This window comes from Bradyrhizobium sp. 2TAF24, from assembly GCF_052115025.1.
Lineage (GTDB): Bacteria > Pseudomonadota > Alphaproteobacteria > Rhizobiales > Xanthobacteraceae > Bradyrhizobium_A.
On the sequence record NZ_JBFRFW010000018.1, the window covers coordinates 1 to 21,366 of the forward strand.

At 64.1% G+C, this 21,366-nt stretch carries 20 protein-coding genes and 3 pseudogenes; 9 read left to right on the top strand and 14 right to left on the bottom strand.

Annotated features, from left to right (window positions below; all coding sequences use genetic code 11):
• Window positions 1-410: 410 nt before the first annotated feature.
• The 4 genes from AB4Z37_RS25175 to AB4Z37_RS25190 are packed head-to-tail and all read right to left on the bottom strand — an operon-like array spanning window position 411 to window position 3,394.
• A complete protein-coding gene (locus AB4Z37_RS25175; RefSeq protein WP_441519486.1) occupies window positions 411-1,586 on the bottom strand; it encodes a site-specific integrase in 1,176 nt (391 codons plus the stop codon).
• Between the two features lie 13 nt (window positions 1,587-1,599).
• Window positions 1,600-2,688 carry a hypothetical protein gene (locus AB4Z37_RS25180; protein ID WP_441519487.1) on the bottom strand — a complete coding sequence of 363 codons (1,089 nt, stop codon included), beginning with the start codon at window positions 2,686-2,688 and terminating at the stop codon, window positions 1,600-1,602.
• On the bottom strand, window positions 2,685-3,122 hold the full coding sequence (locus tag AB4Z37_RS25185) for a type II toxin-antitoxin system VapC family toxin (protein WP_441519488.1): 438 nt from the start codon (window positions 3,120-3,122) through the stop codon (window positions 2,685-2,687). The genes AB4Z37_RS25180 and AB4Z37_RS25185 overlap by 4 nt, the downstream gene beginning before the upstream one ends.
• Window positions 3,119-3,394, bottom strand: a complete 276-nt coding sequence (locus AB4Z37_RS25190) for a type II toxin-antitoxin system Phd/YefM family antitoxin (protein WP_441519489.1) — start codon at window positions 3,392-3,394, stop codon at window positions 3,119-3,121. Before AB4Z37_RS25190 ends, AB4Z37_RS25185 begins: the two co-directional genes overlap by 4 nt.
• A gap of 141 nt (window positions 3,395-3,535) precedes the next feature.
• Here AB4Z37_RS25190 and AB4Z37_RS25195 point away from each other — a divergent pair, with 141 nt between their 5' ends.
• The 4 genes from AB4Z37_RS25195 (at window position 3,536) to AB4Z37_RS25210 (ending at window position 7,305) form a co-directional block, all read left to right on the top strand.
• Window positions 3,536-3,847: a prevent-host-death protein gene (locus AB4Z37_RS25195; protein WP_441519490.1), complete on the top strand. Its 312-nt coding sequence runs from the start codon at window positions 3,536-3,538 to the stop codon at window positions 3,845-3,847.
• Between the two features lie 258 nt (window positions 3,848-4,105).
• Window positions 4,106-5,272: an RHE_PE00001 family protein gene (locus AB4Z37_RS25200; RefSeq protein WP_441519579.1), complete on the top strand. Its 1,167-nt coding sequence runs from the start codon at window positions 4,106-4,108 to the stop codon at window positions 5,270-5,272.
• A 132-nt stretch (window positions 5,273-5,404) separates the two neighbouring features.
• On the top strand, window positions 5,405-6,229 hold the full coding sequence (locus AB4Z37_RS25205; RefSeq protein WP_441519491.1) for a DUF6088 family protein: 825 nt from the start codon (window positions 5,405-5,407) through the stop codon (window positions 6,227-6,229).
• The gene (locus tag AB4Z37_RS25210) at window positions 6,226-7,305 is read left to right on the top strand and encodes a nucleotidyl transferase AbiEii/AbiGii toxin family protein (protein ID WP_441519492.1); all 1,080 of its coding nucleotides are present in this window, start codon (window positions 6,226-6,228) and stop codon (window positions 7,303-7,305) included. Before AB4Z37_RS25205 ends, AB4Z37_RS25210 begins: the two co-directional genes overlap by 4 nt.
• Window positions 7,306-7,479: 174 nt before the next feature.
• Here AB4Z37_RS25210 and AB4Z37_RS25215 read toward each other — a convergent pair whose 3' ends face one another.
• The 10 genes and pseudogenes from AB4Z37_RS25215 to ltrA form a co-directional block, all read right to left on the bottom strand.
• A complete protein-coding gene (locus AB4Z37_RS25215; protein ID WP_021078644.1) occupies window positions 7,480-7,791 on the bottom strand; it encodes a DUF736 domain-containing protein in 312 nt (103 codons plus the stop codon).
• A 598-nt stretch (window positions 7,792-8,389) separates the two neighbouring features.
• A pseudogene (locus AB4Z37_RS25220) lies at window positions 8,390-8,727 on the bottom strand (hypothetical protein); the annotation flags it as partial.
• Window positions 8,727-9,029 (bottom strand): annotated as a pseudogene (locus tag AB4Z37_RS25225) (zincin-like metallopeptidase domain-containing protein); the annotation flags it as partial. The pseudogenes AB4Z37_RS25225 and AB4Z37_RS25220, both read right to left, overlap by 1 nt.
• A 277-nt stretch (window positions 9,030-9,306) precedes the next feature.
• A complete protein-coding gene (locus AB4Z37_RS25230; protein ID WP_441519493.1) occupies window positions 9,307-10,971 on the bottom strand; it encodes a recombinase family protein in 1,665 nt (554 codons plus the stop codon).
• A complete protein-coding gene (locus tag AB4Z37_RS25235) occupies window positions 10,968-11,429 on the bottom strand; it encodes a type II toxin-antitoxin system VapC family toxin (protein WP_307769119.1) in 462 nt (153 codons plus the stop codon). The genes AB4Z37_RS25230 and AB4Z37_RS25235 overlap by 4 nt, the downstream gene beginning before the upstream one ends.
• Window positions 11,426-11,674: a type II toxin-antitoxin system Phd/YefM family antitoxin gene (locus AB4Z37_RS25240; protein WP_085933783.1), complete on the bottom strand. Its 249-nt coding sequence runs from the start codon at window positions 11,672-11,674 to the stop codon at window positions 11,426-11,428. Before AB4Z37_RS25240 ends, AB4Z37_RS25235 begins: the two co-directional genes overlap by 4 nt.
• Window positions 11,675-11,761: 87 nt before the next feature.
• A complete protein-coding gene (locus tag AB4Z37_RS25245) occupies window positions 11,762-12,025 on the bottom strand; it encodes a hypothetical protein (protein ID WP_085933784.1) in 264 nt (87 codons plus the stop codon).
• Window positions 12,003-12,233 carry a helix-turn-helix transcriptional regulator gene (locus tag AB4Z37_RS25250; RefSeq protein WP_085933785.1) on the bottom strand — a complete coding sequence of 77 codons (231 nt, stop codon included), beginning with the start codon at window positions 12,231-12,233 and terminating at the stop codon, window positions 12,003-12,005. The genes AB4Z37_RS25245 and AB4Z37_RS25250 overlap by 23 nt, the downstream gene beginning before the upstream one ends.
• 130 nt (window positions 12,234-12,363) lie before the next feature.
• Window positions 12,364-15,276 (bottom strand): Ti-type conjugative transfer relaxase TraA, encoded by a 2,913-nt coding sequence (traA, locus tag AB4Z37_RS25255; protein ID WP_307769118.1) that lies wholly within the window; start codon window positions 15,274-15,276, stop codon window positions 12,364-12,366.
• A gap of 303 nt (window positions 15,277-15,579) precedes the next feature.
• Window positions 15,580-17,106: a group II intron reverse transcriptase/maturase gene (gene ltrA, locus AB4Z37_RS25260; RefSeq protein ID WP_307769117.1), complete on the bottom strand. Its 1,527-nt coding sequence runs from the start codon at window positions 17,104-17,106 to the stop codon at window positions 15,580-15,582.
• A gap of 638 nt (window positions 17,107-17,744) precedes the next feature.
• On the opposite strand from ltrA, the gene AB4Z37_RS25265 reads away from it, so the two are divergent.
• The 5 genes and pseudogenes from AB4Z37_RS25265 (at window position 17,745) to AB4Z37_RS25285 (ending at window position 21,315) form a co-directional block, all read left to right on the top strand.
• Complete coding sequence (locus AB4Z37_RS25265) at window positions 17,745-18,071, top strand: conjugal transfer protein TraD (RefSeq protein ID WP_307769113.1); 327 nt, start codon at window positions 17,745-17,747, stop codon at window positions 18,069-18,071.
• A 1-nt stretch (window position 18,072) separates the two neighbouring features.
• The gene (locus AB4Z37_RS25270) at window positions 18,073-18,291 is read left to right on the top strand and encodes a conjugal transfer protein TraD (protein WP_307769112.1); all 219 of its coding nucleotides are present in this window, start codon (window positions 18,073-18,075) and stop codon (window positions 18,289-18,291) included.
• A gap of 31 nt (window positions 18,292-18,322) precedes the next feature.
• Window positions 18,323-18,666: pseudogene (locus AB4Z37_RS25275) on the top strand (aldehyde dehydrogenase family protein).
• Entirely contained in the window at window positions 18,569-19,573 is a 1,005-nt protein-coding gene (locus AB4Z37_RS25280) for an aldehyde dehydrogenase family protein (protein ID WP_374050132.1), read from the top strand. Before AB4Z37_RS25275 ends, AB4Z37_RS25280 begins: the two are co-directional and overlap by 98 nt.
• Window positions 19,574-19,728: 155 nt before the next feature.
• Window positions 19,729-21,315, top strand: coding sequence for a long-chain fatty acid--CoA ligase (locus AB4Z37_RS25285; protein WP_307769110.1), 1,587 nt, complete (start codon window positions 19,729-19,731; stop codon window positions 21,313-21,315).
• The last annotated feature ends 51 nt before the right edge of the window (window positions 21,316-21,366 follow it).

Consider the following 21,366-nt stretch of genomic DNA (forward strand, 5'->3'; position numbering starts at 1 on the left):
CAGCCGCGCTGAAAGCTCCGCCGCGTCCGCATTGATGAGCGACCGGAGATCACTCAAATTCTCGTCTAGGGTCTTGGTCGACGTCGGCATTCTTGATCTCTGCATCTGCGGATTTTTGAGCAGTTGGCCCCAAAAAGCGCTGATCGCGAGTAATGCCCGATTCTTTTGAAGCCGCAAGGATTATTGAGTTAACGAGAAGTTAATGGCTGCGTCTCGTGGAGGGGAATACTGACAGGGCCTCGCAACGAAGCGGCCAGAAAAGCATGCAGTTGTACGCTGACAACTTAACGGCAGCCCGAATCACTTCGCCCTTCCGGGGTAACATATTATCAACGCGCAAGTCTGGACGCACCAAACGAGGCCCGCAGGGCGTATCGAGGAGTTGTACGCTGACAACTGAGCGACAGTTGCTAGATGCCAAGGCGCACGGCTCGCCCCTGTCTGCGCTCAGCGTCATTGTAATAACTGGCCGCCTGTTGCACGGATCGATGCTGGGATTGCTGCATAGCCTCCGGCAAAGAAACACCGCGTTGCGCGGCTTCCGTCAGATACCCGGATCTCAGGCCGTGCGCGGAAAACTCCCTCGCATCGAGCCCCGACATTGCGCACCGCCGCTTGACGATCAGGTTGATCGACTGCGGCGTCAGCGCCCTCTCCTCGATCGCCTCCCAGCGATCGATCGCGCGGAAGATCGGCCCCTGGCTGACGTCCGCCCGCTCCAGCCATTCGCGCAGCGCCTCGACCGGCGGGCCGACCAGCAGCACCCTGCCCGCCTCGTCGTCGGCGTTGCCGGTCTTGGTGCGGCCGAGCTGGATCGCCACGCACGGCAACGTCTCGGATTTTGGGTCCTGTGGATCGAGCGGGACCGGTGCCTCGTCGCTGAGCTGCTCGACCCGCAACCGCGCCACCTCGCTGCGCCGACGCCCGCCGGAGGCGAAGGCGAGCAGCAGGATGGCTAGGTCGCGGGTGTCGGCCAGCCGATCCGACGAGCAGGTGGCGAGCAGGCGATCCAGAACATCCCGGGTCACGGCGCGCTTGCTTTTGCGCCGACGCGGTCGCGTGCTGGCTCGCACGGCCAGCCGGAGCGCCGAGCGCAGGCTCGGCGAGGCGAATGGACCCTCCTGCCCTTTCCACCGATGCAAAGTCCCCCAGCTTGCAAGCCGCCGTTTCACCGTCGAAGGCGCATGCGGGCCGGTGCTGCGCAGCATCTCGCTTTCGCGTAGCGCGGCCGCCGCGTCGGCCGGCATGCCGTGCTGCGGATCAGTCTCGCGCCTGGCCGGGTCCCAGAGGTGGTGCGCCACAAACTTCAGAGCCAGGCTTTCCGAGGCCGGCCATGGCAACGCGGCGCCGGTCGCGGCCAGGGCCCAGGCTTCAAGGTAGGCAAGGTCCGACGCCAGGGCCCGCAGGGTGTTCTCGCCCATGCCTTCCTGGGCGAGATGCTTGAGCGTCGCGACGTCATCGTCGGTCAGGAGCTCGGCGAGCCGGTCGCGCCGCTCCATCGGCAAGATCGCCGAGAGCGTGTCGAGTTGCAGCGCGCGCCGAGTTTCGAGATCGGAGATCAAGGCGCGGGAGGTGATGTCGTCCATCGGCGGTGCTCCGTCAGAAACCGTAAGTGCGATCCGCCCAGCGCAGCAGCACGCCGGCGTCGGGGTCGGGAAGCCGCACGCGCTGCGCCTTCAGGCCTTGCGCGATCGCCAGGCCGACATCGGGATCGACCCAGTGGCCGTGGGTCATCAGGAAGAACCAGCCGAAGGGCAAGCCGATCTCGCGGTCCACCGCCTCGATCCGCTCCATCAGCAGATGGACCGAGGCATCTGGCGTCATGAGAAGACGTTCTTTCGGCGGCCGCAACGGCCGGGGAATGAAGCCGACCTCACGCTCGCCCTTGTGGGTGTAATCCCGGATATCGAGTGCCCAGTGGGCAAAGACACGATGCGGCCTCGCGCTCGAGTCCTCCCAGTCCTGAAAGAACCGCAGCTCTCTCGGCACAAAGCCGAAATAGTCCGGGACCGCCTCCATGAAGGGCGTCTCGCGCGTTCCGCCCGGCCCGACCTCGCGGATGACGCGCCGCTCCAACTCGGGCCGTTTGGCCTCCCGCTTGCCGCGCTCGATGCGGTCGCAGCGGTCGAGAAAACTGCGGACGTGGACCACCGCCCCGCCGGCGCGGCCGAGGAGGCGATAGACCGGACCGGCGAGGCGATCCGAGTCGGGAAGCTGATCGGTGCGAGGCCAACTCGGATCGAGCAGTTCCTCTTCGCCCCAGGGTCGATAGTCCGGGTTGACGATCCGGCCGGCGCGCCATTCGATCTCGCGGCCGAGCGCGATCTGAACGTAGTCGGCAGCGCCCGGCCCGGTCGGCGCGGAGACGAAGGCGCTCGTGCCGCGCCATTCGGTGATCTGGAGATCGGTCTCCTTCAGGCGCTTCCAAACCGCGGACGCATCACCGTTTTCCTTGGCCAGTTCGGCCATCATCCACGGGCGCAATTCGCCAAGCCGTGTGCCGTCGGGACGAATCACCGATCGGGTGTCGCGCCAGTAATCGTCGTCGATCTGCGCGAAGCCAAATTCAAAGCCCGGGAAGGAAGCGGCGAGGGCAGGGAGCAGCGCCGCGTCGGCCGAGGCGGGGTCTAGCCCGGCCAAAACGGCTTCGAGCGACGCGGCATCGGGGAGGCGGGCAGGGGCGGTCATCCCGGCGTTCCTTCATCGGTCCAGGGGTTGAACAACGGCACGCCGAGGGGCGCAAAATCCTTGGTGTTGCGGGTCGCGAGCACGAGCTCACGGTCAAGCGCTGTGGCCGCGAAGAACCCATCCATCACGGAGAGCGCAAAGCCGCTCTGGCGGGCTTGCGCCATCAGATCGCCCCAGCGTTCGGCGATCGCGGGATCGATCGGCACGATCCGCCCCGCGAAGCGCGCTGGCAGATCTTCGGCGAGCCAGGCGGTCAGCGCCTCGCGACGCCGGCCGTCGTCCATCAGCGCGATGCCGCGCCGGAGCTCGGCGATCGACGCCACGCTGATGAAGGCGCGGTCCTCGTCGATCGTGTCGAGCCAGGCGAGCACCTTCGGGTCGGGCGCCGGCCGGCGAACCTCCGACAGCACGTTGGTGTCGAGCAGGACGTTCATAGATCGAGGTCGCGCGGCTGATCGCGGACCCGATCGAGGTCGAGCTCGGCGTCGCGCAACGGCGACGCCATCAGGAATTCGGCGAGCGAACCTTTGCGGACCGTCTTGCGCGCCCACTCCTCGGCCGAGACAATGACGACGCTCGGCTTGCCGTGGCGGGTGATGATCTGGGGATCGGTCTGGGCGCGCTCGATCACCTCGGACAGCCGTGCCTTGGCGCCGGCCACGGTCCAATGGCCCGAGGCGCCCGGGGACTTTTGGGACGTGGTCACGGTTGCCTCCTATGACTATAATGACTAATGTGACTATAAGCGGTGTCCGGGCGATTTTCAACGTAGCTGCGTGCAGAAATGGCGCGGTTCAACTGCTCCCGGAGCGTTGCTATTGTCAGCGACCGAAACGAGAGGCGCGTCATGGCCGAAACCGACAAGCAAAGGGCTCCCCCCATGCCCGAAGCCGGCGGACCACCCGACCAGAACCAGATGGCCGCCAGCCATCGCCGCGCCCTTCGCGCCGAGGATCTGAGCGCGGAGGAGGTCGCGGCGATCGAAGCCAGCGAGATGGAGCCCGGGTTCGAACATCTCGATGCCGAGCTCGACCAGGTTGGGATGTCGTTTGTCGATATTGCGCGCGACTTCGCCCGAAAACTTCGGGCGCGCGGCGATGCCGCCAGGGGACGGCCGGCCGACAAGGCGTTTCGGGACAGCCTGTTCGACGATTCCTGACCCCTATCGCACCCACAGGCGGAGCGCGGGCGCCGAAATCGACCGGAAGGGAAGGGAACAGTCTCTTGCGGAAGAAGGGAGGGCGCTGGCACGGGATGCGGTCTCTCGTCGATCTGAGCCTGGCTGAGGGCGTCAGGAGGCTTCCGGAGGCTGAGAATCGCTGATTTGCGGATTCACGTCCAACACTATCGATAAGAGGTAGTTATCGATAGTGACACACGTCGGGTGCCCCACCTCGCTATGACGGAAGTCAAGGCCATGATAGCTTCCGTATCGATGATTCCTGTTAAGGTTATCAAGCCCTTGCATTCCGGCTACCCGATCCCCGATCCGCTGCCGTGGGCAAAACTCGCCGGGCCGCTCGCCGCCGCCGAGGATTCCTTGGCGCGCCTCGACGAGCGTCTGGCAAAGAGCCCGATCCGCGACGGCTGGGTCGCGCGCACCCATTATACCGACGCCTGCGCCAGTCTGTGGCTCGCGGGCGAACTCGTCCACCTCGAAGATCTGGTTCTCCACGACGCCGGCATGGACGTCCGCACCCCGACCCACGAGCTGACCCGGGCTCGAACCGTGCTGCGAACGCGGCGCCGCATCGCCGGTGCCAAACCGGATTGGGCGCTGTCGCCGGCTGGCGTCGATGGCCTGCGCGGCGGGGGCGGGGAGGGCAACTGGAAAAGAAATGGATCTGTCGCTGGCGAGAATAGCGAACCCGCCGACGATGAAGAGTTCGTCGACACAGCTGCGGCCGATGCGCCCGACGCGCTGTTCGCGGACGCTTTCGCCGCCATCGACGCGGCGGTGGCGCGAACCGAGCGCACCCTCGCGGGAGAAACCCGGCGCCAGGGCGAGCGCGATCCGCTGGTCTACGATCTCGACTGGGATGAGGACGCCAGGATCGAGGATTGGCAGCGTGTCGTCGACCAGACTCGCAAATTGCCGCCGGCGCTGGCGGCGGCGATCACAGCCGATGCCTGGGACCGGATCGAACCGCTGCAGCACATGCCGTGGCTCGGGCGGTTGCTCGCCGCGGCGCTGCTGCGAGGACGCGGCAAAACCCGGACGCACCTGCCCTGCCTGCATGCCGGGCTGAAGACCATCCCGCGCGAACGCCGTCGATCGTCCGACCCGGCGTCGCGGCTCCTGATACAATTCGAAGCGATGACCGCGGCCGCCGACGCCGGCCTCAAGGATCATGATCGCTGGCTTAACCAGCGCACCCTGCTCGCCCGCAAGCTCGTCGGGCGCCGCACCACCTCAAAACTGCCGGCGCTGCTCGACTACATACTGGCCCGGCCCATTGCCTCCGCCGGCATGATCGCGGCGGAGCTGAAGATCACGCCGCGCGCCGCCCAGGACCTGGTGGCCGAACTCGGCCTGCGCGAGGCGACGGGGCGGGGACGCTATCGGGCATGGGGAATTCTCTGATAACCGCGTCCTGGCTGGACCAATCTTGTCCGAAATTTGTATAGGTATTTCGGACATCTGATTTGCAATCTGTCCGAAACAAGTATACAAGTTTCGGACATGAATAGTACCTCACCCGATCTGAAGACAGCCATGCTCGAGCGCATCCGTGCGGACGCGCCGCGCAGGGTCTGGACGCCCAGCGATTTCGTGGATCTCGGCTCGCGGGACGCCATCGATAAGGCATTGCAGCGGCTGACGAAGGCCGAAACCCTCAGGCGAATCGATCGCGGGCTCTACGATCAGCCTGGCTTCAACAAGCTCACCCAAAAACCCAACCCGCCCGATCCGCGCTCGGTCATCGACGCCGTTGGACGACGCGACCAAACGCGGATGCTTGTCGACGGCATGACCGCGGCGAACGATCTGGGCCTGACTGACGCCGTCCCGGCCAAAATCGTAGTGCATACCGACGCCCGTCGCCGCGCGATCAAGCTGGGTAACGTAACGATCACTTTTCGTCCGACCGCGGCCAGCAAGCTGTTCTGGGCCGGGCGACCGGCAATGCGCCTCGTCCAGGCGCTTCACTGGCTGCGCGATCTCTTGGTTCGTGAAGGCGAGAGCGATCAGGTCAAACGCAAGCTCGCCAAGCTTTTCGAGGATCCCACGACGGGGCCGTCGCTCAGAGCCGATCTCACTGCCGGTATGTCAGCGCTTCCGACATGGATGCGGGTGTTTCTCAAGTCGCTCATCGAAAGCGATCCCGGCGTTCGTCGGCACATCGACGATGACCGTAATGCTGATGCTGCTGACGATGCTGATCATGTGGGCGCAGATCATGATCGTCTTCGACAAAGAAGGAGGGACGGTGACGATGATCAGCATCACGCGGCCATCGCCCGACTGAAGCCGAAACCGCTCTCCACCCAGAAGAAACGAGCCGCCAAGCGCGGCGCAACCCGGAGGGCGAAGGCATGAACCCGGCTTTCGATGAGGTTCTCGCCGCCGGGTCCGACACGATGTTGAGCGCCTTCGATACGACGGCGCTACGCCTCGGCACGACATCACAGAATATCGAGAAGGACTTCTGGGTCTGCTGGACGCTGGATGCCTTGTTCAATGGCCTGAAAGAGGGAGGACCGCGCCTACTTTTCAAGGGCGGAACCTCCTTGTCCAAGGGGTTCGGTCTGATCAACCGCTTCTCCGAAGACATCGATGTCACGGTGTTTCGGGACGACATTGGCGAGCCGGCTACGATTGAGGAGCTTAACGCGCTGAGCGGGAACAAACGCCGCGCGCGCCTCGATGCGATCAAGGACGCCTGCCAAGCCTATATCCACGGCCCGCTGCGCGCTGAGTTGACCCTGATCCTACAGGACCGGCTCCAGGCCAGTGGCCTCGATGTGGGGTCGGCACGGGTTGAAACCGACGACGCCGATCCCGACGGACAGACCCTGCTGATCTGGTATCCCGCAGCGACGCCGCGATCGGATTACGTGCGGGCGGCGATCAAGATCGAGTCGGGCGCGAAATCCGCGCTCGACCCGAACAGCGAAGTGCCGATCAAACCCTATGTTGACGATGATCTACCGGCGCTCGATTTGACCGTCCCGGCCGTGCGCACGGTCGATCCCGAACGCACCTTCTGGGACAAGGTTGTCATCCTCCACGGGTTGCGACGCTGGTTCGACAAGCGCGGCGAACTGCGCGGGGGCGGCCAACGCGTGTCCCGTCATTACTATGACTTGCACCTGCTCGCCGGGGACCCGGTCGGCGAAGCCGCCATCGCCGAGACGGCGCTCGGCGCGGACTGCGTCGCGCACGCCCGGATGTTCTTCAATCGACCGGACTTCGATCTCGCGAGTGCTGCGCCGGGCTCGTTCGCGCTCGCCCCGCATGACGCGATGATCGAGCAGTTGCGCCTCGACTACAGGGCCATGCAAGGCATGATCTTCGGCGACCCGCCGGATTTCGAGGCCGTGCTCGACAGCATCAGCTCGCTCGAGACGCGCCTAAACGAGAACGGTGCGCGCGAAAGCGGGGCGGCGCAATGAAGCAGTTTGAGGGAGCTATCGGTACCGGCCAAGAGGTAGAGCGCACCGTCTGGGCGATGGGATAGTAGCACCGCTGCGCGAACGGACGCCTACCCGCTTGAGCGTGTGGTTCAGACGCTTGGCTGGAACGCAGAAACGGCCCCGCCTTTCGGCGGGGCCGTTGCCGTGGGGCGCTTAGTCCCGGTTCGGTCGGGACCAGATGAGCTGGAGGCCCTCCTGGCCTTCCACCTCGATCAGGGTGGCGTAGATCGGGGCCGGGAAGCTCGGGTCGTCCAGCTTGACCGAGAGATAGTCGCGCTCGGTGTCCTTCGCGGTCTTCTGCCAGGCCGCGCCCAGCTCGACATTACCGGCGAAGATGCGGAAGTGCGGACCCTTTTCGGAGGGGGTCTCGACACGGACCAGCTTGGCCTTGGCGTTGAGAGCGAGCGTGCGGACGGTGCCGGTGAAGCCGTTGCCGTTCGAGGTGAAGGTGCCGATGGTCGCCATTGTCGTGTCCTTTTCAGTTTCCCGGGCCGCGCCCACCGCGGCCTCGATGGCTGGCTACAGACCGGAGGCGATCGACCCGCACCCCGCAGGGGCCGGCACGCAGTAGAGGGCAGCCAGGCCACGACTTTCTTGATTTCCGCGAGGAATGGACGCGCCGCGGCCAGGGGAAGAAAGTCGTGGCCGGATGTCGCGGGGATAAGAGCGAGGCGGCGCAAAGCGACGACGGCCTTCGGTCAGACATGCCAAATCGAGGACGCCGTGGGCGAGTCTGATGAAACGGCCGGGTGACACGATAGCGACCTTCGGGGCCAGCGCGACGGACGCGCATTTCACCAACAGCGGACACTCCACAACGTTTCAAGCCCCGCTGGTCGAGACCTCGACCGAAAATGAACGACCGCGCCGCTTCTCCATCAGGCGTCAGGGCGCGGCCTATCAAACGAGACTGCGGATGGAAGCGACGTTCGCTCAATAGAACGACGACCCGCTAGCGCCGGAATGCGACCCCCGGGGAAGAAGTTCGGTAAGGCGGAGTATCAGGTCACGACAATTGACGGGAGGAAAACCCGGCGAGAACCGCCGAAGGACGAGGCCGGTTTACTGCACGCGTGAAGGTGGGAACGGATTCCCACCGCTGACCGCCAGCAGCGCTGATCAGATTCTCTCGAATGTTGCCCACCGATACGATGTAAACAAAAAACGGCAATACATTCGGCGATGTCAGCGAGGCAAGGTGATCCTAAACGACGGTCGGCTTCCAGCCGGTGTCTGCGAAGACCGCACAGTCGGGCATCGGATCGATGATGCCGTGCGCGGCCATGGGAGCGAGGGTTGTGGACTGGACGCCAGCGCCGGGCTGAGAACCCGCAACCTGATCGTGCTTCGAGTGGGCAGAGCTGTCGCACGTCGACAGGGATCGACTCGCTGTCTGCTCATCATGCAGCCTCCCCGACCTCGAACGCTTTCGGTTGCAGGCCGTGCAGGTAGGCGACGGCGCGCTGCGCATGCGCGGCGGCCGAGAAGATGAAGCGCTTCTCGTTTGACAAGACCTCAAGCCAGGACGCGAGGTAGCTCGCGTGATCCGGGCGAGGTTCTAGTTCGGGCACGACGCCGAGGTCCGCGCAAAGGAAGCAGCTCCCGAGTTCGGCGATCAGTTCCTCGCGCGCGCGTTCGCTACGATCCTTGCCGTAGCGGCTGAGATCTCGATTGACGCGGTGGGAAGGAGCGGTCCAGTGCACGTTATGCCGATATCGGCATAACGGTCATTATGCCGTAAGCTGGATTATGCCGCATGGCCGAGTTCGGCGGCTGCTGCGTCTGCTGTCGGCCATGCGGCAGTTCGGCATAATCAGAGCGCTTTGAAGAAGGCGAGTATGGGGTGGCAAGCTGCCCGACCGCTTCTGGGCGCCCAAGCCGGGAAAGCGGCCGTTCAGCAGGCTACTGTACTTTGACCGCAATGCGCCCCCTTTCCGGCCGTTCGACTGCCGCTTGCGGCGTCCCGAAAGCCGACATTGCTCACGGCGTAGCCAAGCGCAAGCCGATTACTTCGGCGTATATGTTCGAATCCCACCCGGTCCGCCACTTCAGTCCCTGAGTGGGCACTGAGTTCACGCCAGTTTTTCCGGTGAGCGCCTGGTGCAGCCGGGTCTTCGATCCCATGATCCTGACTTCGCCGTCCGCGACCTCGACGCGCTGGGCGAGCGCGCGCAGGTGGTCGCGGCGGTAGCCGCCGCCCTCGAGGCGGATGCGCTGGCGGGCGGTCTCGGCGAAGGCGCGGACCATCTGCGGGGAGATGGCCTTGGAGCCGGAGTTGTCGAGCATGGCCTGGGCGCGCTCCGCATCGGCCTTCGCCTGATCGCGGATCGCCATCAGGCCGTCGATGCGGTCTTTCAGGGCCGGATCGTCGATGTCGGCCACGCCCGCCTCGATGGCGTCGTAGAGGCGCTTCAGGCGCAGTTCCGATTCGGATGCACGCTTGTTCAGTTCGGCGATGTGCTCGCGCTGGCGCTCGCTTCGCTCCTGCCGCCGGTCAAGAACGCTGGACAGGATTGTTTCCAGCCTTTCGGGCTGGAGAAGCTGGCTTTCCAGATGGCTGGCGACCAAATCGTCCAGCTTGTCCATCGGCACGGCCATGCCCTCGCAGGCAGTCGGCCCCTGCCGTGCTCTCATGGAACAGGCGTAGTAGCGATAGCGTCCGCCCTTGCCGGTACGGATGGTCATCGCCCCGCCGCACTTCGCGCAATGGATCAGGCCGGTGAGCATGGTCGGGCCGCTGATGACGGCGGATGGCGTGACCTTGGGATGGCGGGCTTTCAAGAGCGCCTGCACCGTGTCGAACGTCTCGGGGTCGATGATCGGCGGGACCGGAACGGTCACGATTTCGGCGACGGGTTTCAGTTCCTTGGTCTTGCTGCGCTTGTTGAACTCGTGCTCGCCCATGTAGGTGCGGCGGGTCAGGATGCGGTGAACCTGGCCGATGCCCCAGCGCCCGCCGTCGCGGGTGAAGATGCGGCGGCTGTTGAGGTAGGAGACGATGTTCTTGACGCCCATCTGGCCGGTCGTGCCATCGCCTTCCAGCGCCAGCCGGTAGATCAACCGCACGGTGTCGGCGTGGAGCGGGTCGATCTCCAGCTTCTTCTTGGTCTTGGCCCCGCGCTGCTCGGCCGCGACGACGCGGTAGCCGATGGGGGGAAGCGACCCGTTCCAGAAGCCTTGGCGGGCGTTCTCCTTCAAGGCCCGCATGACGTGCTTGGCGTTTTCCCTGGACTGGTATTCGTCGAACAGGGCCATGATCTGTCGCATCATGACGTGCATGGGGTCGTCGCCCATTTCCTGCGTGATCGACACGAGCTTCACGCCGTTCTTCGCCAGCTTGCGGACATAGAACTCGAGCTCAAAGTGGTCGCGGAAGAACCGGCTGAACGAATGGACGATCACCACGTCGAACGGCGCGGGCTTCGACGTACCCGCCTCGATCATGCGCTGAAACTCGGGGCGGCGGTCGTTGGTCGCCGACGCGCCGGGCTCCACATAGGTCTCGACGAGCTGGTAGCCGCGCGAAGCGCAATAGGCTTCGCCCTGCCGCTTCTGGTCGGGGATGGAGACATCATGCTCGGCCTGCCGCGCCGTCGAAACGCGCAGGTAAAGGGCGGCGCGTTGGGGGATTGTCGAAGCGGTCATGCCTGGTCTCCTTCGGTAGCCGCCTCGTCAGGCGACAACACGGCGACACCGAACGGCAGGAAATGCTTCGTGTTGCGGGTGACGATGACGAGTTCATGTGCTGCGGCGATACCGGCAATCACGGCATCAGCCATGCCGGGGTCGTGACCGGCCGCAAGCGCCTTCGCCTCCAGCCGCCCGCCGATCGCGGCGGCCTGCGCGTCGACGCCAATAATCTTGTCGTCGTATGTGGAGACAAGGCCACTGAGCCATGCTTTCATACTCGCGGCCTTCGCCGTTGTCCCCTTGTGGTCGAGGAGCGCGATTCCCTTCTCGATCTCATGGATGGAGACGACCGACAGGAATAGCTGTCCATCGGCGTCCATGCGGTCCAGCCAGGTGAGGAAGTCAGCGGATGCCTCCGCCTTCGACGGCGCCAGCATGGAAACGACGTTGGTGTCGAGAAGAAAGCCGCTCAAAGCTCGACATCCCGCGATGGCCTGCGATTACGCGGGAACTCTCCGCCTGGGAACGTCCTGAGATAGCTGACAAGGCCCGCCCGTTTGCGCGTCAGCGCCTTGCGCGCGATCTCCGCCGCCTCGACCGAGACCAAGGCCGCGACAGGCTTGCCATGACGGGTGATGGTCACGATCTCTCCTTTGATGGCTTCATCAACTAGGCTGGAAAATCCAGCCTTGGCGTCTCTGAGGTTGATGGTCAGCATGTTGCGCCCTCACATATGTAGCTATATGTGACTACATGTAATCCATTGAAGGGCGGATTTCAACGCCGATTTCAAATCCCCGAGGTGTTAGCCCTCGGAGCCGAACAACTCGTCGAAGATGTCGCCGAACCATTGCTCGAACACCTCGATCTCGGCCTGCGTGACCGGAACAGGATGGGGCCAGTCGTCAGTGACGGTCCATGTGGACAGGTCATGTTTGGGTGGCCTGCCGGGGAACGGCCACGGGTAGCCCAATAGCGCTTCAAGCTGCTCCGATGCCGTGGGTGGCCTCACATGCGGGGAACGGGACACGATGCCCACCCCCTCATTATTCGTTTCGCCGTCGGTCATCGAAGCCGGCCTCGCCTTTCGGGCACCACGCCACGGGGTTGGCGACCCAGCGGTCGATGTCGGATTCCCTCCAACCAGCGCCGTTGACGCTGATCCTCAACTGGGCGGGGAACGTGCCCTCGGCGATCTTGCGGTAGATGGTGGACCGGGACAGGCCGGTCCGCGCGAGAACGGTTTTGAGGCGGACGATACGGTCTGGTGCGGGCATGGCTGCGCTGGCTCCTGCCGGTTGTTTCTGACGGCTTCCGGGACCAGACAGAGCGATGATTTATTGTTGTGCAATAGTGATTTAGGCGTCGTAGTACTGTGGCGTGGAGGCGGCGGAAAATAGGATAGTTCTACAGTCCGATACTCCGGCCTCTACCGAGGTCGATACCGTGGCTGAAGGCGAGTTCCCGGCCAAGGCTACGGCCCGAGTCGATCCCAATGCCGAGGTCGCGCTTGCGACCCTCAAGGATGGATTCAAGCTGGGGATCGCGTTCAAGGCTCTTTGCCATGTCGCCCATGGCTGCCCGCGTGGACTTGTAACCGGACATGTCGCCCGCCTGGTACTGGCGCTGGCTGGTCTGGCCGAGTTCCCGCCAGCGTTCCACGAAGCGGTCGGCTCGCAGGCTGGGATCGGTGCGAAGCTCGGTTTCCAGTTGCAGGGCGCGGATTGCGCGCCGGGCGTCGCCGGACGCTGCCTCCGCCGCAAGCTCCGGGTTTTTCTTGTAGGCGGCTTCGGCGTCATGCGGGCCGTAGGGGCGCACCTCCTCAAATCGCTGGCGGGCCTCCTGCAATTCCCTGATCTGATCGGGGCTGGCCTGGCCGCCCAGATCCTGTGCCGCGAAGATCGCATCCACGGCGCGGGCATGACGGACGAGCGCCCGGCCACGGGCGCGGCGCAACGCCGCCTCCGGGTCTTCCTCCACCTTCCTTTCCGGCCCCTGTCCGCCCTCAGCGGGCGGGCGTAGGCCGTCGAACAGGCCGCGAACCTTCTCGGGAACTTGGCGGACGATCTCGACAACCCGTTCCACGCGCTCGCGAAAGGTGATGCCGCGCCGCTCGGCATAGTCTCGGGCGGGTTCGTAGTCGCTCGCCATGTCCTTGGCGCGGTCGCGCGACAAGACGTTGATGAGCTTGTCCTGACTGGCGAAGTCGTCGCGGCCATAGTGCAGGTCCATACCGTCGCGGTGGCGCGAGAGGGCGACATAGCTGCCGTGAGCGTCCATGCCCGGTGTCGCCAGCACATGGGCGTGGTCCACGGTCATGCCCTGCGCCTTGTGGATCGTCGCGGCATAGCCGTGGTCGATCTTGTTGTAGTCCTTCAAGTCGAACGAGACATTGCGCCCGTCGTCCGTGCGCACGGTCATGCTCTGGGCGCTGACCTGCTCGATGGCCCCGAGCGTGCCGTTCTTCACGCCAAGCCCGCGCTCGTTTTGCAGGAACATCACGCGGTCGCCGGGTGCGAAGTTCCGCGCGCCGCGCTCGACGGCGACACGCACATCGTCGCCAAGGTTTCCGGCCTCGCGCATCCGTTCGCGGGCAGCTTCGTTCAACTCCCGCACCTCGGCATTGGTGTGGGTGAGGATAATGCGGGTTGCGTCCGGGTTCGCCTTCCGCTCGCGGTCCCAACGGTCGATCAATTCGCCGCGCGCTTGCTCGCGAGATTCTGCAACATGCACCATGCCGTGACGGTCATAAGCATGGATCGCAGCGCCGGTTCTGCCGGTCGCCAGGTCGCGGGTGGCGTCGCGCTGCCAGTCTTCACGCTGGCGTCGCACCTCGCCTATCTCCGCGCCGCCGTGGCGTTCAAAGATCGAGCGGAACGCCGCGCCGGCCTCTATTGCTTGCAACTGCTGCGGATCGCCGACCAGCACCACCTTGGCCCCGACCTCGGCGGCATGAGACAGCACGCGCTCCAACTGCCGCGTGCCCACCATGCCCGCCTCGTCGATCACCAGCACATCGCGGGATGTGAGCATGTTACGGCCCTGCGCCCAACCATGTTCCATGCTGGCGATGGTGCGCGAGGCGATGCCGGAACCGTTTTCCAATCCCTCGGCCGCGATACCGGACAGGGCCGCGCCGCGCACGGTGTAACCGGCATCCTCCCAAGCCTCGCGCGCCACACCCAGCATCGCGCTCTTTCCCGTCCCGGCATAGCCGACGACAATGCCGAGACCGCGCCCGTCCGTGACATGCGCCAAGGCGTCGGCCTGCTCGCCGGACAGGACAAGGCCGCGATCCGCCGCGCGTGCCAGCGCACGGCCCTTATCCTGCTCGCCGACGCGATAGCGCTCCCGTTCCGCCATGAGTCCCGCCGCGCGGTGCAGGCGCTGTTCGGCCTCGATCATCTCGCGGGTGGTGAAGCGATCCTGCCCGGCATCGTCCTTGCCGAGTTCGACCAGCTCGGGCGCGCTCCGCATAGCGCCCATGACCTCGTTGAACTGGTCGATCCCGTCGCTGTGCCGGTGCGCGAACATCGCCATGTCACGCCGGGTGAAGGTCGATTGCTGCTGTGTGATCGCGTCGAGAGCGGTAGAAGGATCGGCGACGATCCGCGCGCCGTTCTCGCGGGCGATGCGCCGGTGATCCTCGGCGCGGTCGGCCTCAAGTCCGGCAGCCTCGATGCGCTGCGCGGGCGCGCCGATCTTGGTCTGCGGTTCAAGGCCGATGCCCTGGGCCTCAAGGCTGCGATGGTCGATCCGCGCGTCGATGTCGAGTTCGACCAGCCGCTCGTTGACATGATCGGCCCAACGCTCGCGCCAATGCTCCACAAACTCCGTGCGGTTCCAGTCCCGCGCCTTCGGGCCGAAACCGTTTTCGTCCAGCGACCGCATGGTCAGCATGACATGAGCGTGGGGCTTGGGCTGGCCGTCCTCGGCCACGTCCCAATGCACGTTGAGGTCGGCGATCATGCCCCGATCCACGAACTCGGCCTGCACGAAGTCGCGGGCGAGTGCGACGCCCTGCGCCTGTGTCATCTCGCGGGGGATGGCGAACTCCACCTCGCGGGCAAGCTGCGCGTCCTTGCGTTTCTCGAATGCCTCGACATCGTTCCAAAGCCGTTCGCGGTCGTTCCATTCTTCCGGCGCGTTCTCCGGCAGCATGACCTCGGAATGGACGACGCCGCGCTTGGCGGAAAAGTCCTGATCGCGGCCCAGCCGGTCGTCGCGCAGCCGCGAGGCCGAACGGTAGGCGGCGGCTGCGACCGCGCTGCGGCCCGCCGCGCGTCCGATGACCTGAACGGAGAAATGGTAGATCGCCATGGCGACCGACCAGATACTGCCCTCAAGCGCACGTCGGAACGACGTATAAGCGCGCCCTCGAAACTAATTTCTCGGGACTGACCGCGCCGTTCCAGCCCGTCCCGGCAACCTTACAGCATTGCGGCAGGCGCTCAACTATTATCGTTCCATCGACAGCTTATGGAGACGACGGTGAAAGTAGAGATGAAGCGCTCCATCTCCTTGCGGAGACAAGTTTCTCCATCCCTCTTCCCGAACCGGACGTGCAGGTTTCCAAGCATCCGGCTCTCTATGCATGGGCGCTCGCGCGCCTATGGGTGGGCCTCAGATATGTCTGAGACGTTGGAACGCATTCCAGAAGCCGCGCACGCTTTCGCGTTGCTGGTGCTCCCCGTCTGTGGTCCATCCGTTCGGTTTCGCAATACTCTGGTCCGGGTAACGCATGGTCCCTCCGTCACAGAGAAACCGCAGGCGTTTGGTCCCTTCGGTCCATTGCCGTCGTTGTCCCGGGGCGCTGAGATGATAGCGGCGGCGCAGCATCGGCCACGTCGCTTTTCCGTGCTTTCTTCTCAGCCAGCGCCCCACGCGCTGCCATATCCAGCGATCGAGGTGGTTGAACTCCCGATATGCTCTTATGGCGTATCGGTAGTAGTTCCTCCATCCCACGATGACCGGATTGAGGTTGCTGACGACTTCGGCGAGAGAGCATCCGGTGGGGATGCCTTTCACCATGACTTTGATCTTGTGACGCAGGTCGTTCAGCTTGCCCTTCGGTATGAAGAGCTTGCCGACCCAATGCCCCGTGTGGAGCGCTTTTGCCTGCACCACCCGATAGCCAAGGAAGTCGAAGCCTTCCCTGATGTCGGTGACCCGAGTCTTTTCCATCGACAACTCCATGCGAAGCTCCGTTTTCAGGAACTCCGCCAGCGCGAGCTTTTCCGCTTCCGCTTGCTCTCTCGTGCCGTCAACGAGAACGACGAAGTCGTCCGCGTAGCGCACCATGTAGAACGCCGTCTTGCCCTGTTTGCGGTCTCTCGCCCTTCGGGCAGCAGCATTTATACTTGGTTCACGAGGGCGCATGGACCATCGTCCGTAACGTTCGTCGATAGCTGTCAGGTAGATATTCGACAGCATCGGCGAGATGATCCCGCCTTGCGGCGAGCCTGTTACGGGGTGACGAACGGTCCCCTCGATCATCACGCCCGCCTTCAGGAATGCGAAGATCAGCCTCAACACCTTGCGGTCACTGATGCGTCGTCGCACGCCCTCCATCATGACGTGGTGATCAATGGCGTCGAAGCAGCCCTTGATGTCGCCTTCTATGACGTAGCGATAGACCGAGGGTCCGCGCCTTGTCGGATGAAGGACTTTCTGGATTCTCACCAGAGCATCGTGGGTGCTCCGTCCTTTGCGGAACCCGTAAGAGGTCGGATAGAAGTCCGCCTCGAAGATGGGCTCCAGGATCAGCTTCAAAGCCATCTGTACCAGGCGGTCGATCAGCGTGGGAATGCCGAGTGGCCGGAACTGCCCCGGCTTGCCGGGCTTCGGGATGAGCCGTTGCCTGACAGGCTCCGGGCAATATGTTCCGTCGCGGAGCGCCTCTCGGATTTCTTCGAGGAACGCCGCTGCGCCACCGGGACGCCGTTCGACCGTGAGCCGCGTCATCCCATCCGTGCCCGGTGTCCGACTGCCGCTGTTGCGGGAGAGCCTTCGCCAAGCCTCGTTCAGGGTTCTGCGGTCACATACGAGATTGAACAGATCAACAAAGACCTTATCGGGGTCTTCGTTGCTCCACCGATACAGCTTGCGCTGCATGTCGAGGACAAACGAGATATTCACCTCGCCGGACATGCGTCCACCTCCTGCCTGCTTGCTGTATCCACTGCCTCCCTTCGCCATGTGGACGGCTTTCCCGTCCTCGGACTACTACGAAGGCTCCGTCCCTTATCGTCACGATCGCTGGTCACTTCAGCCATCCGGTGTCGGAAACTGCCGGAAGCAACGACAAGGTTCTTAGGTTCCGTAACTGATCTCTCGCCTGCTTTAGGCGCCGACTCTACCCCGTGTGAAATCTGGCCTCGATACCACGCAAACCCATATCGAGGCTGGCGCGCAGCATGCTGCGTGCCCCCGGTCCATGTACGCATAGGACGGACCAACACTTCACCGATCCGTGGTTCGCACCATGGATCGACCCGCCCACTTCCGAGTTGGCGAGTTCGCGGTTCTACCGGGGCGTCCACCATCGGTTCGGTTTCCCTCGCCATGGCAAGCTCGCTGGCCGGACCGACTACGGGATCGGAAGTCCCCGTCCGTCCGACTTTGATGAGTTCTGCTGATTTATGGCTCCCCGGAAGCACCCGGTTTGCCTCACCCATCTGCTCACCGCCGCATGTTGCGTCATACGGCGTGCGGGGTCTCTCACCCCGCGAGATCAGAAACGACTGTAAAATCAAAGCACTCCTCTCTTTGATAGGGACCTAACGCACATGCGCAAGCCACGGGACTTCGACGCGGAACTGAAGTCGCTCGAAGACAAGACGCGAGACCTGAAAGCCCGCAAGGTGCAGCAGCTCGGCGAGCTTGTCATCTCGACCGGCGCCGACGCCCTCAGCGCCGACGAACTGGCGGGCGCGCTGATCGTGCTGGCCGAAACCAAGGACGCCGGAAAGAGGGAGGCATGGGCGAAACGCGGGGCCGCGTTCTTTCAAGGCCGGTCGCGGCGACCTGCATCGGCGCCTGACCGCGACACGGGCGGCGCTGCGACGCAACCGGGTGGCGCGCCATCGGCATCAGGCGGCGCTGGCGCGGCATGACATGCGAACCTGGCAGGTCGATCGCCGCAAGCGCACACGGCATCTGATCGAACTCGGCGGCCTCGTCGTCAAGGCCGGGATCGTGGACCTGACCGGCGACGACCGCGCCATGATCTACGGCGCGCTGCTTTGGATGGCCGACAAGCTCCAGAGCGATCAGGGCGAACATGCGCGAAGGCTATGGGCCGCAAGGGGGAAGCAAGCGCTCGAGGATCACTGAGCATCATATCGTCAAACGACAGCCCCCTTCGATGTACGCCTGGTTATGGAATGAGAACGCGCTCCAAGGCATCGACCAACTCGCGCCGTTTGCCCATCCCACGGTTCGCAAGATCATCGTCACCGGCTCGGTCGAGGTAGGCAAGCAACTGGCCGCACTGGCGGGTCGGCACATGAAGCGCACAACGATGGAATTGGGCGGACATACCCCGTGCTTGTGTTCGACGATGCCGATGCAGAGGCCGCGGCCCGCGCGCTTGCGGCCAAGAAGTTGTGCAATGCTATTCAGGACTGCATTTCGCTCACGCGCTTCTTCATCCAGGGGGCATTCTCGACCGCTTCCTCTCCGAACTGGTTTCGGCTTTCGAGACGGTGAGGGTCGGGGATGGACTGAACGATGGCACCCAGAAGGACCACTTTGGCATGCCGGTCACGTGCCGGCGACAGAAAAGCTGGTTGCCGACGCACGAAAGCGGCACCGAAGTGCTGACCGGGGCAAGCGGATCGGCAATGTCGGCAGCTTCTACGCGCCCACGATCGTGCACACGCCCGATGATCGCATCGCGCTGATGCGCAAAGAGCCGTTCGGATCGGTTGCCGTCGTCTTTCCCTTCCGGGACATCGAAGACGGCCTGGCACGCGCGAACGGCCTGCCCTTCGGTCTTGTCTCCTACATCTTCTCCAACTCGCTGGAACGGACCGACATGGCAGCGGCAGCTCTTCAGGCCGGCATGGTGAGCATCAAACATTTTGGCCTTGCGCTTCCCGTGTCCCCTTTCGGCGGAGTGCGCGACAGCGGCCATGGCAGCGAACGCGGGACCGGCTCGATCCACCCCGGTGTGCGCCCCAGTCGAGCGCTGCATAGATCTCGCACGCCACGATGGCGCCGAGCCCGCGCACCTGTCCCAGGTCTCCGGGTCAGCGCGCGCAGGGTCGAGAGTTTCCAGCCCGGGCGATCACCCGGCTCGCGATCAGCGCCGAGGCGAGATCGTGCGCACGCGAACCCCGGCGCCCAAGCAGGCGCGGGCTCTCCAGCTTGTGCATCATCCCTATTACCGCCGCCACATGGCCATGCGGCAGTGATGGCTGCGCCCTGGAAGCGGAGCTGCCCCGCTCGGCCCGGCCAAGATTCGACCGAACGACCCAGCAAGATTGTTCTATATGGCCACATTGAATGTTCCAGACTGCCCGGAGGCCGAGGCATAAACTCTCCGCTCATCGAGGTTGGATGGCGCCCACGCGTGAAGTTCGGGGCCGAGCTCAGGGGGAACGGGGCTAAATGAAGACTCAGTTAGTTGATGCAAAAGCCCGCCGGGACCGTGCGGCATCGTTGTGGTGGAAGCTCGGCCTGCCGAGCTGTACGCCGTGCACCAGCTCCGTAACTGGTGTCAACTGGCGTTCCGTCTAGACCGCAGGTATGATTTTTAGGGCGACAGCGATGCAGCTCACTCTGAAGACCTTCCTGGAGCGCACGGAGTCTTTCCTCCCGCAGAACGAGATCGTTTCGAGACAAGCCGACGGCCAGCTTTTTCGCTATCATTATGCTGATTACTGTCGGCGTACTCGGCAGCTTGCGAGCGCCTTGGCTCGGCTCGGGGTCAAGCCGGGCGACAGAGTCGCGACGCTGGGCTGGAACACATACCGGCACATGGAGCTCTACTTCGCCGTTCCGTGCCTCGGCGCTATCCTGCACACGGTGAACATCCGCCTAAGCGACCAGCACATTGCCTATATCATGAACCACGCAGAAGACGTGGTCCTGTTCGTCGATCCGGATCTCTTGCCGACCGTGCAACGAGTCGCTTCTTCTGTACGCAGTCTTCGCCACATCATAGTCATGGACGATCGGCCTGCGTCTCCTGACGACCTTGACTATGAGAGTTTTCTCGCGACAGGCGATGCAGACTTCGCGTTTCCCGAGATCGAGGAGAAAAGCCCCTGCGGCATGTGCTTCACGTCCGCCACGACGGGCGATCCTAAGGGGGTCGTCTACACCCAACGCGGGCTATACCTGCATACGCTCGCGGTTTGCCTTCGTGATGTCCTTGCCATCGGCGAGCATGACACGGTCCTGCCGGTCGTGCCCATGTTCCACGCCAACTCGTGGGGACTGCCCCACGCTGCGGTCGCAGTTGGCGCGACGACCGTGCTGCCGGGCCCGCATGCGACTGCGGCCGACATTCTCGACCTGATCGAGGCCGAGCGCGTCACCTTCTGTGCCGCTGCAGTGACGATCGGCGTCGAACTCTACGCGCAGCTCCAGAAGAGGTCGCGAGATATCAGCAGCTTGCGCGGCCTTATGCTGGGAGGCTCGGCCACGCCCGAGGCGCTCATGAGGCGCTTTCAGAACGAGTACAACGTTCCCATCATCACTGCTTGGGGCGCGACAGAGGCGGCGCCGCTAGCGACGATCACGCATGTTCGGCGCAGTGTGTTCGAGGCCGGATCCGAGGAGCGGATCAAGACGCGGGTCCGGCAGGGCATTCCCATACCCGGAGTCGAACTTAAGGTACTGGACGATAGCGGAAAGCCTGTGCCCCGCGACGACCGTCACCCTGGCGAGGTGTATGTGCGGGGTCCCTGGATCGCCACCGAATACTACCGCGATAGTCGTAGCCGCGACAGCTTCGCCGATGGGTGGTGGCGAAGCGGCGACATTGCGACGCAAGGCTCCGAGGGCTCGATCCGTCTCGTCGACCGCGCGAAGGATCTCGTAAAGTCCGGCGGCGAATGGATCTCCTCGGTGGATCTCGAGAACGAACTTGCTGCCTGTCCCGGCGTTTTGGAGGCGGCGGTCGTGGCGATGCCGGACGCACGCTGGCAGGAGCGGCCAGTGGCCTTTGTTGTGCCCTTGCAGGAGAGTGGAGAGCTCGACCCAAACATGCTGAGCGCGTGGCTCGCGCGCCGCTTCGCGAAGTGGTGGATACCAGACCGCTTCGTCGTGGTCGCGGCGCTGCCGAAAACCGGTGTCGGCAAGGTCGACAAGCGCACGCTGCGCCAGCGTGCGGCGGGACTCGCCCTGTGACCGTCCGTGCCATCCGCATGCCGCTCGTGTTCCAGACTAGGAGGACTCTCT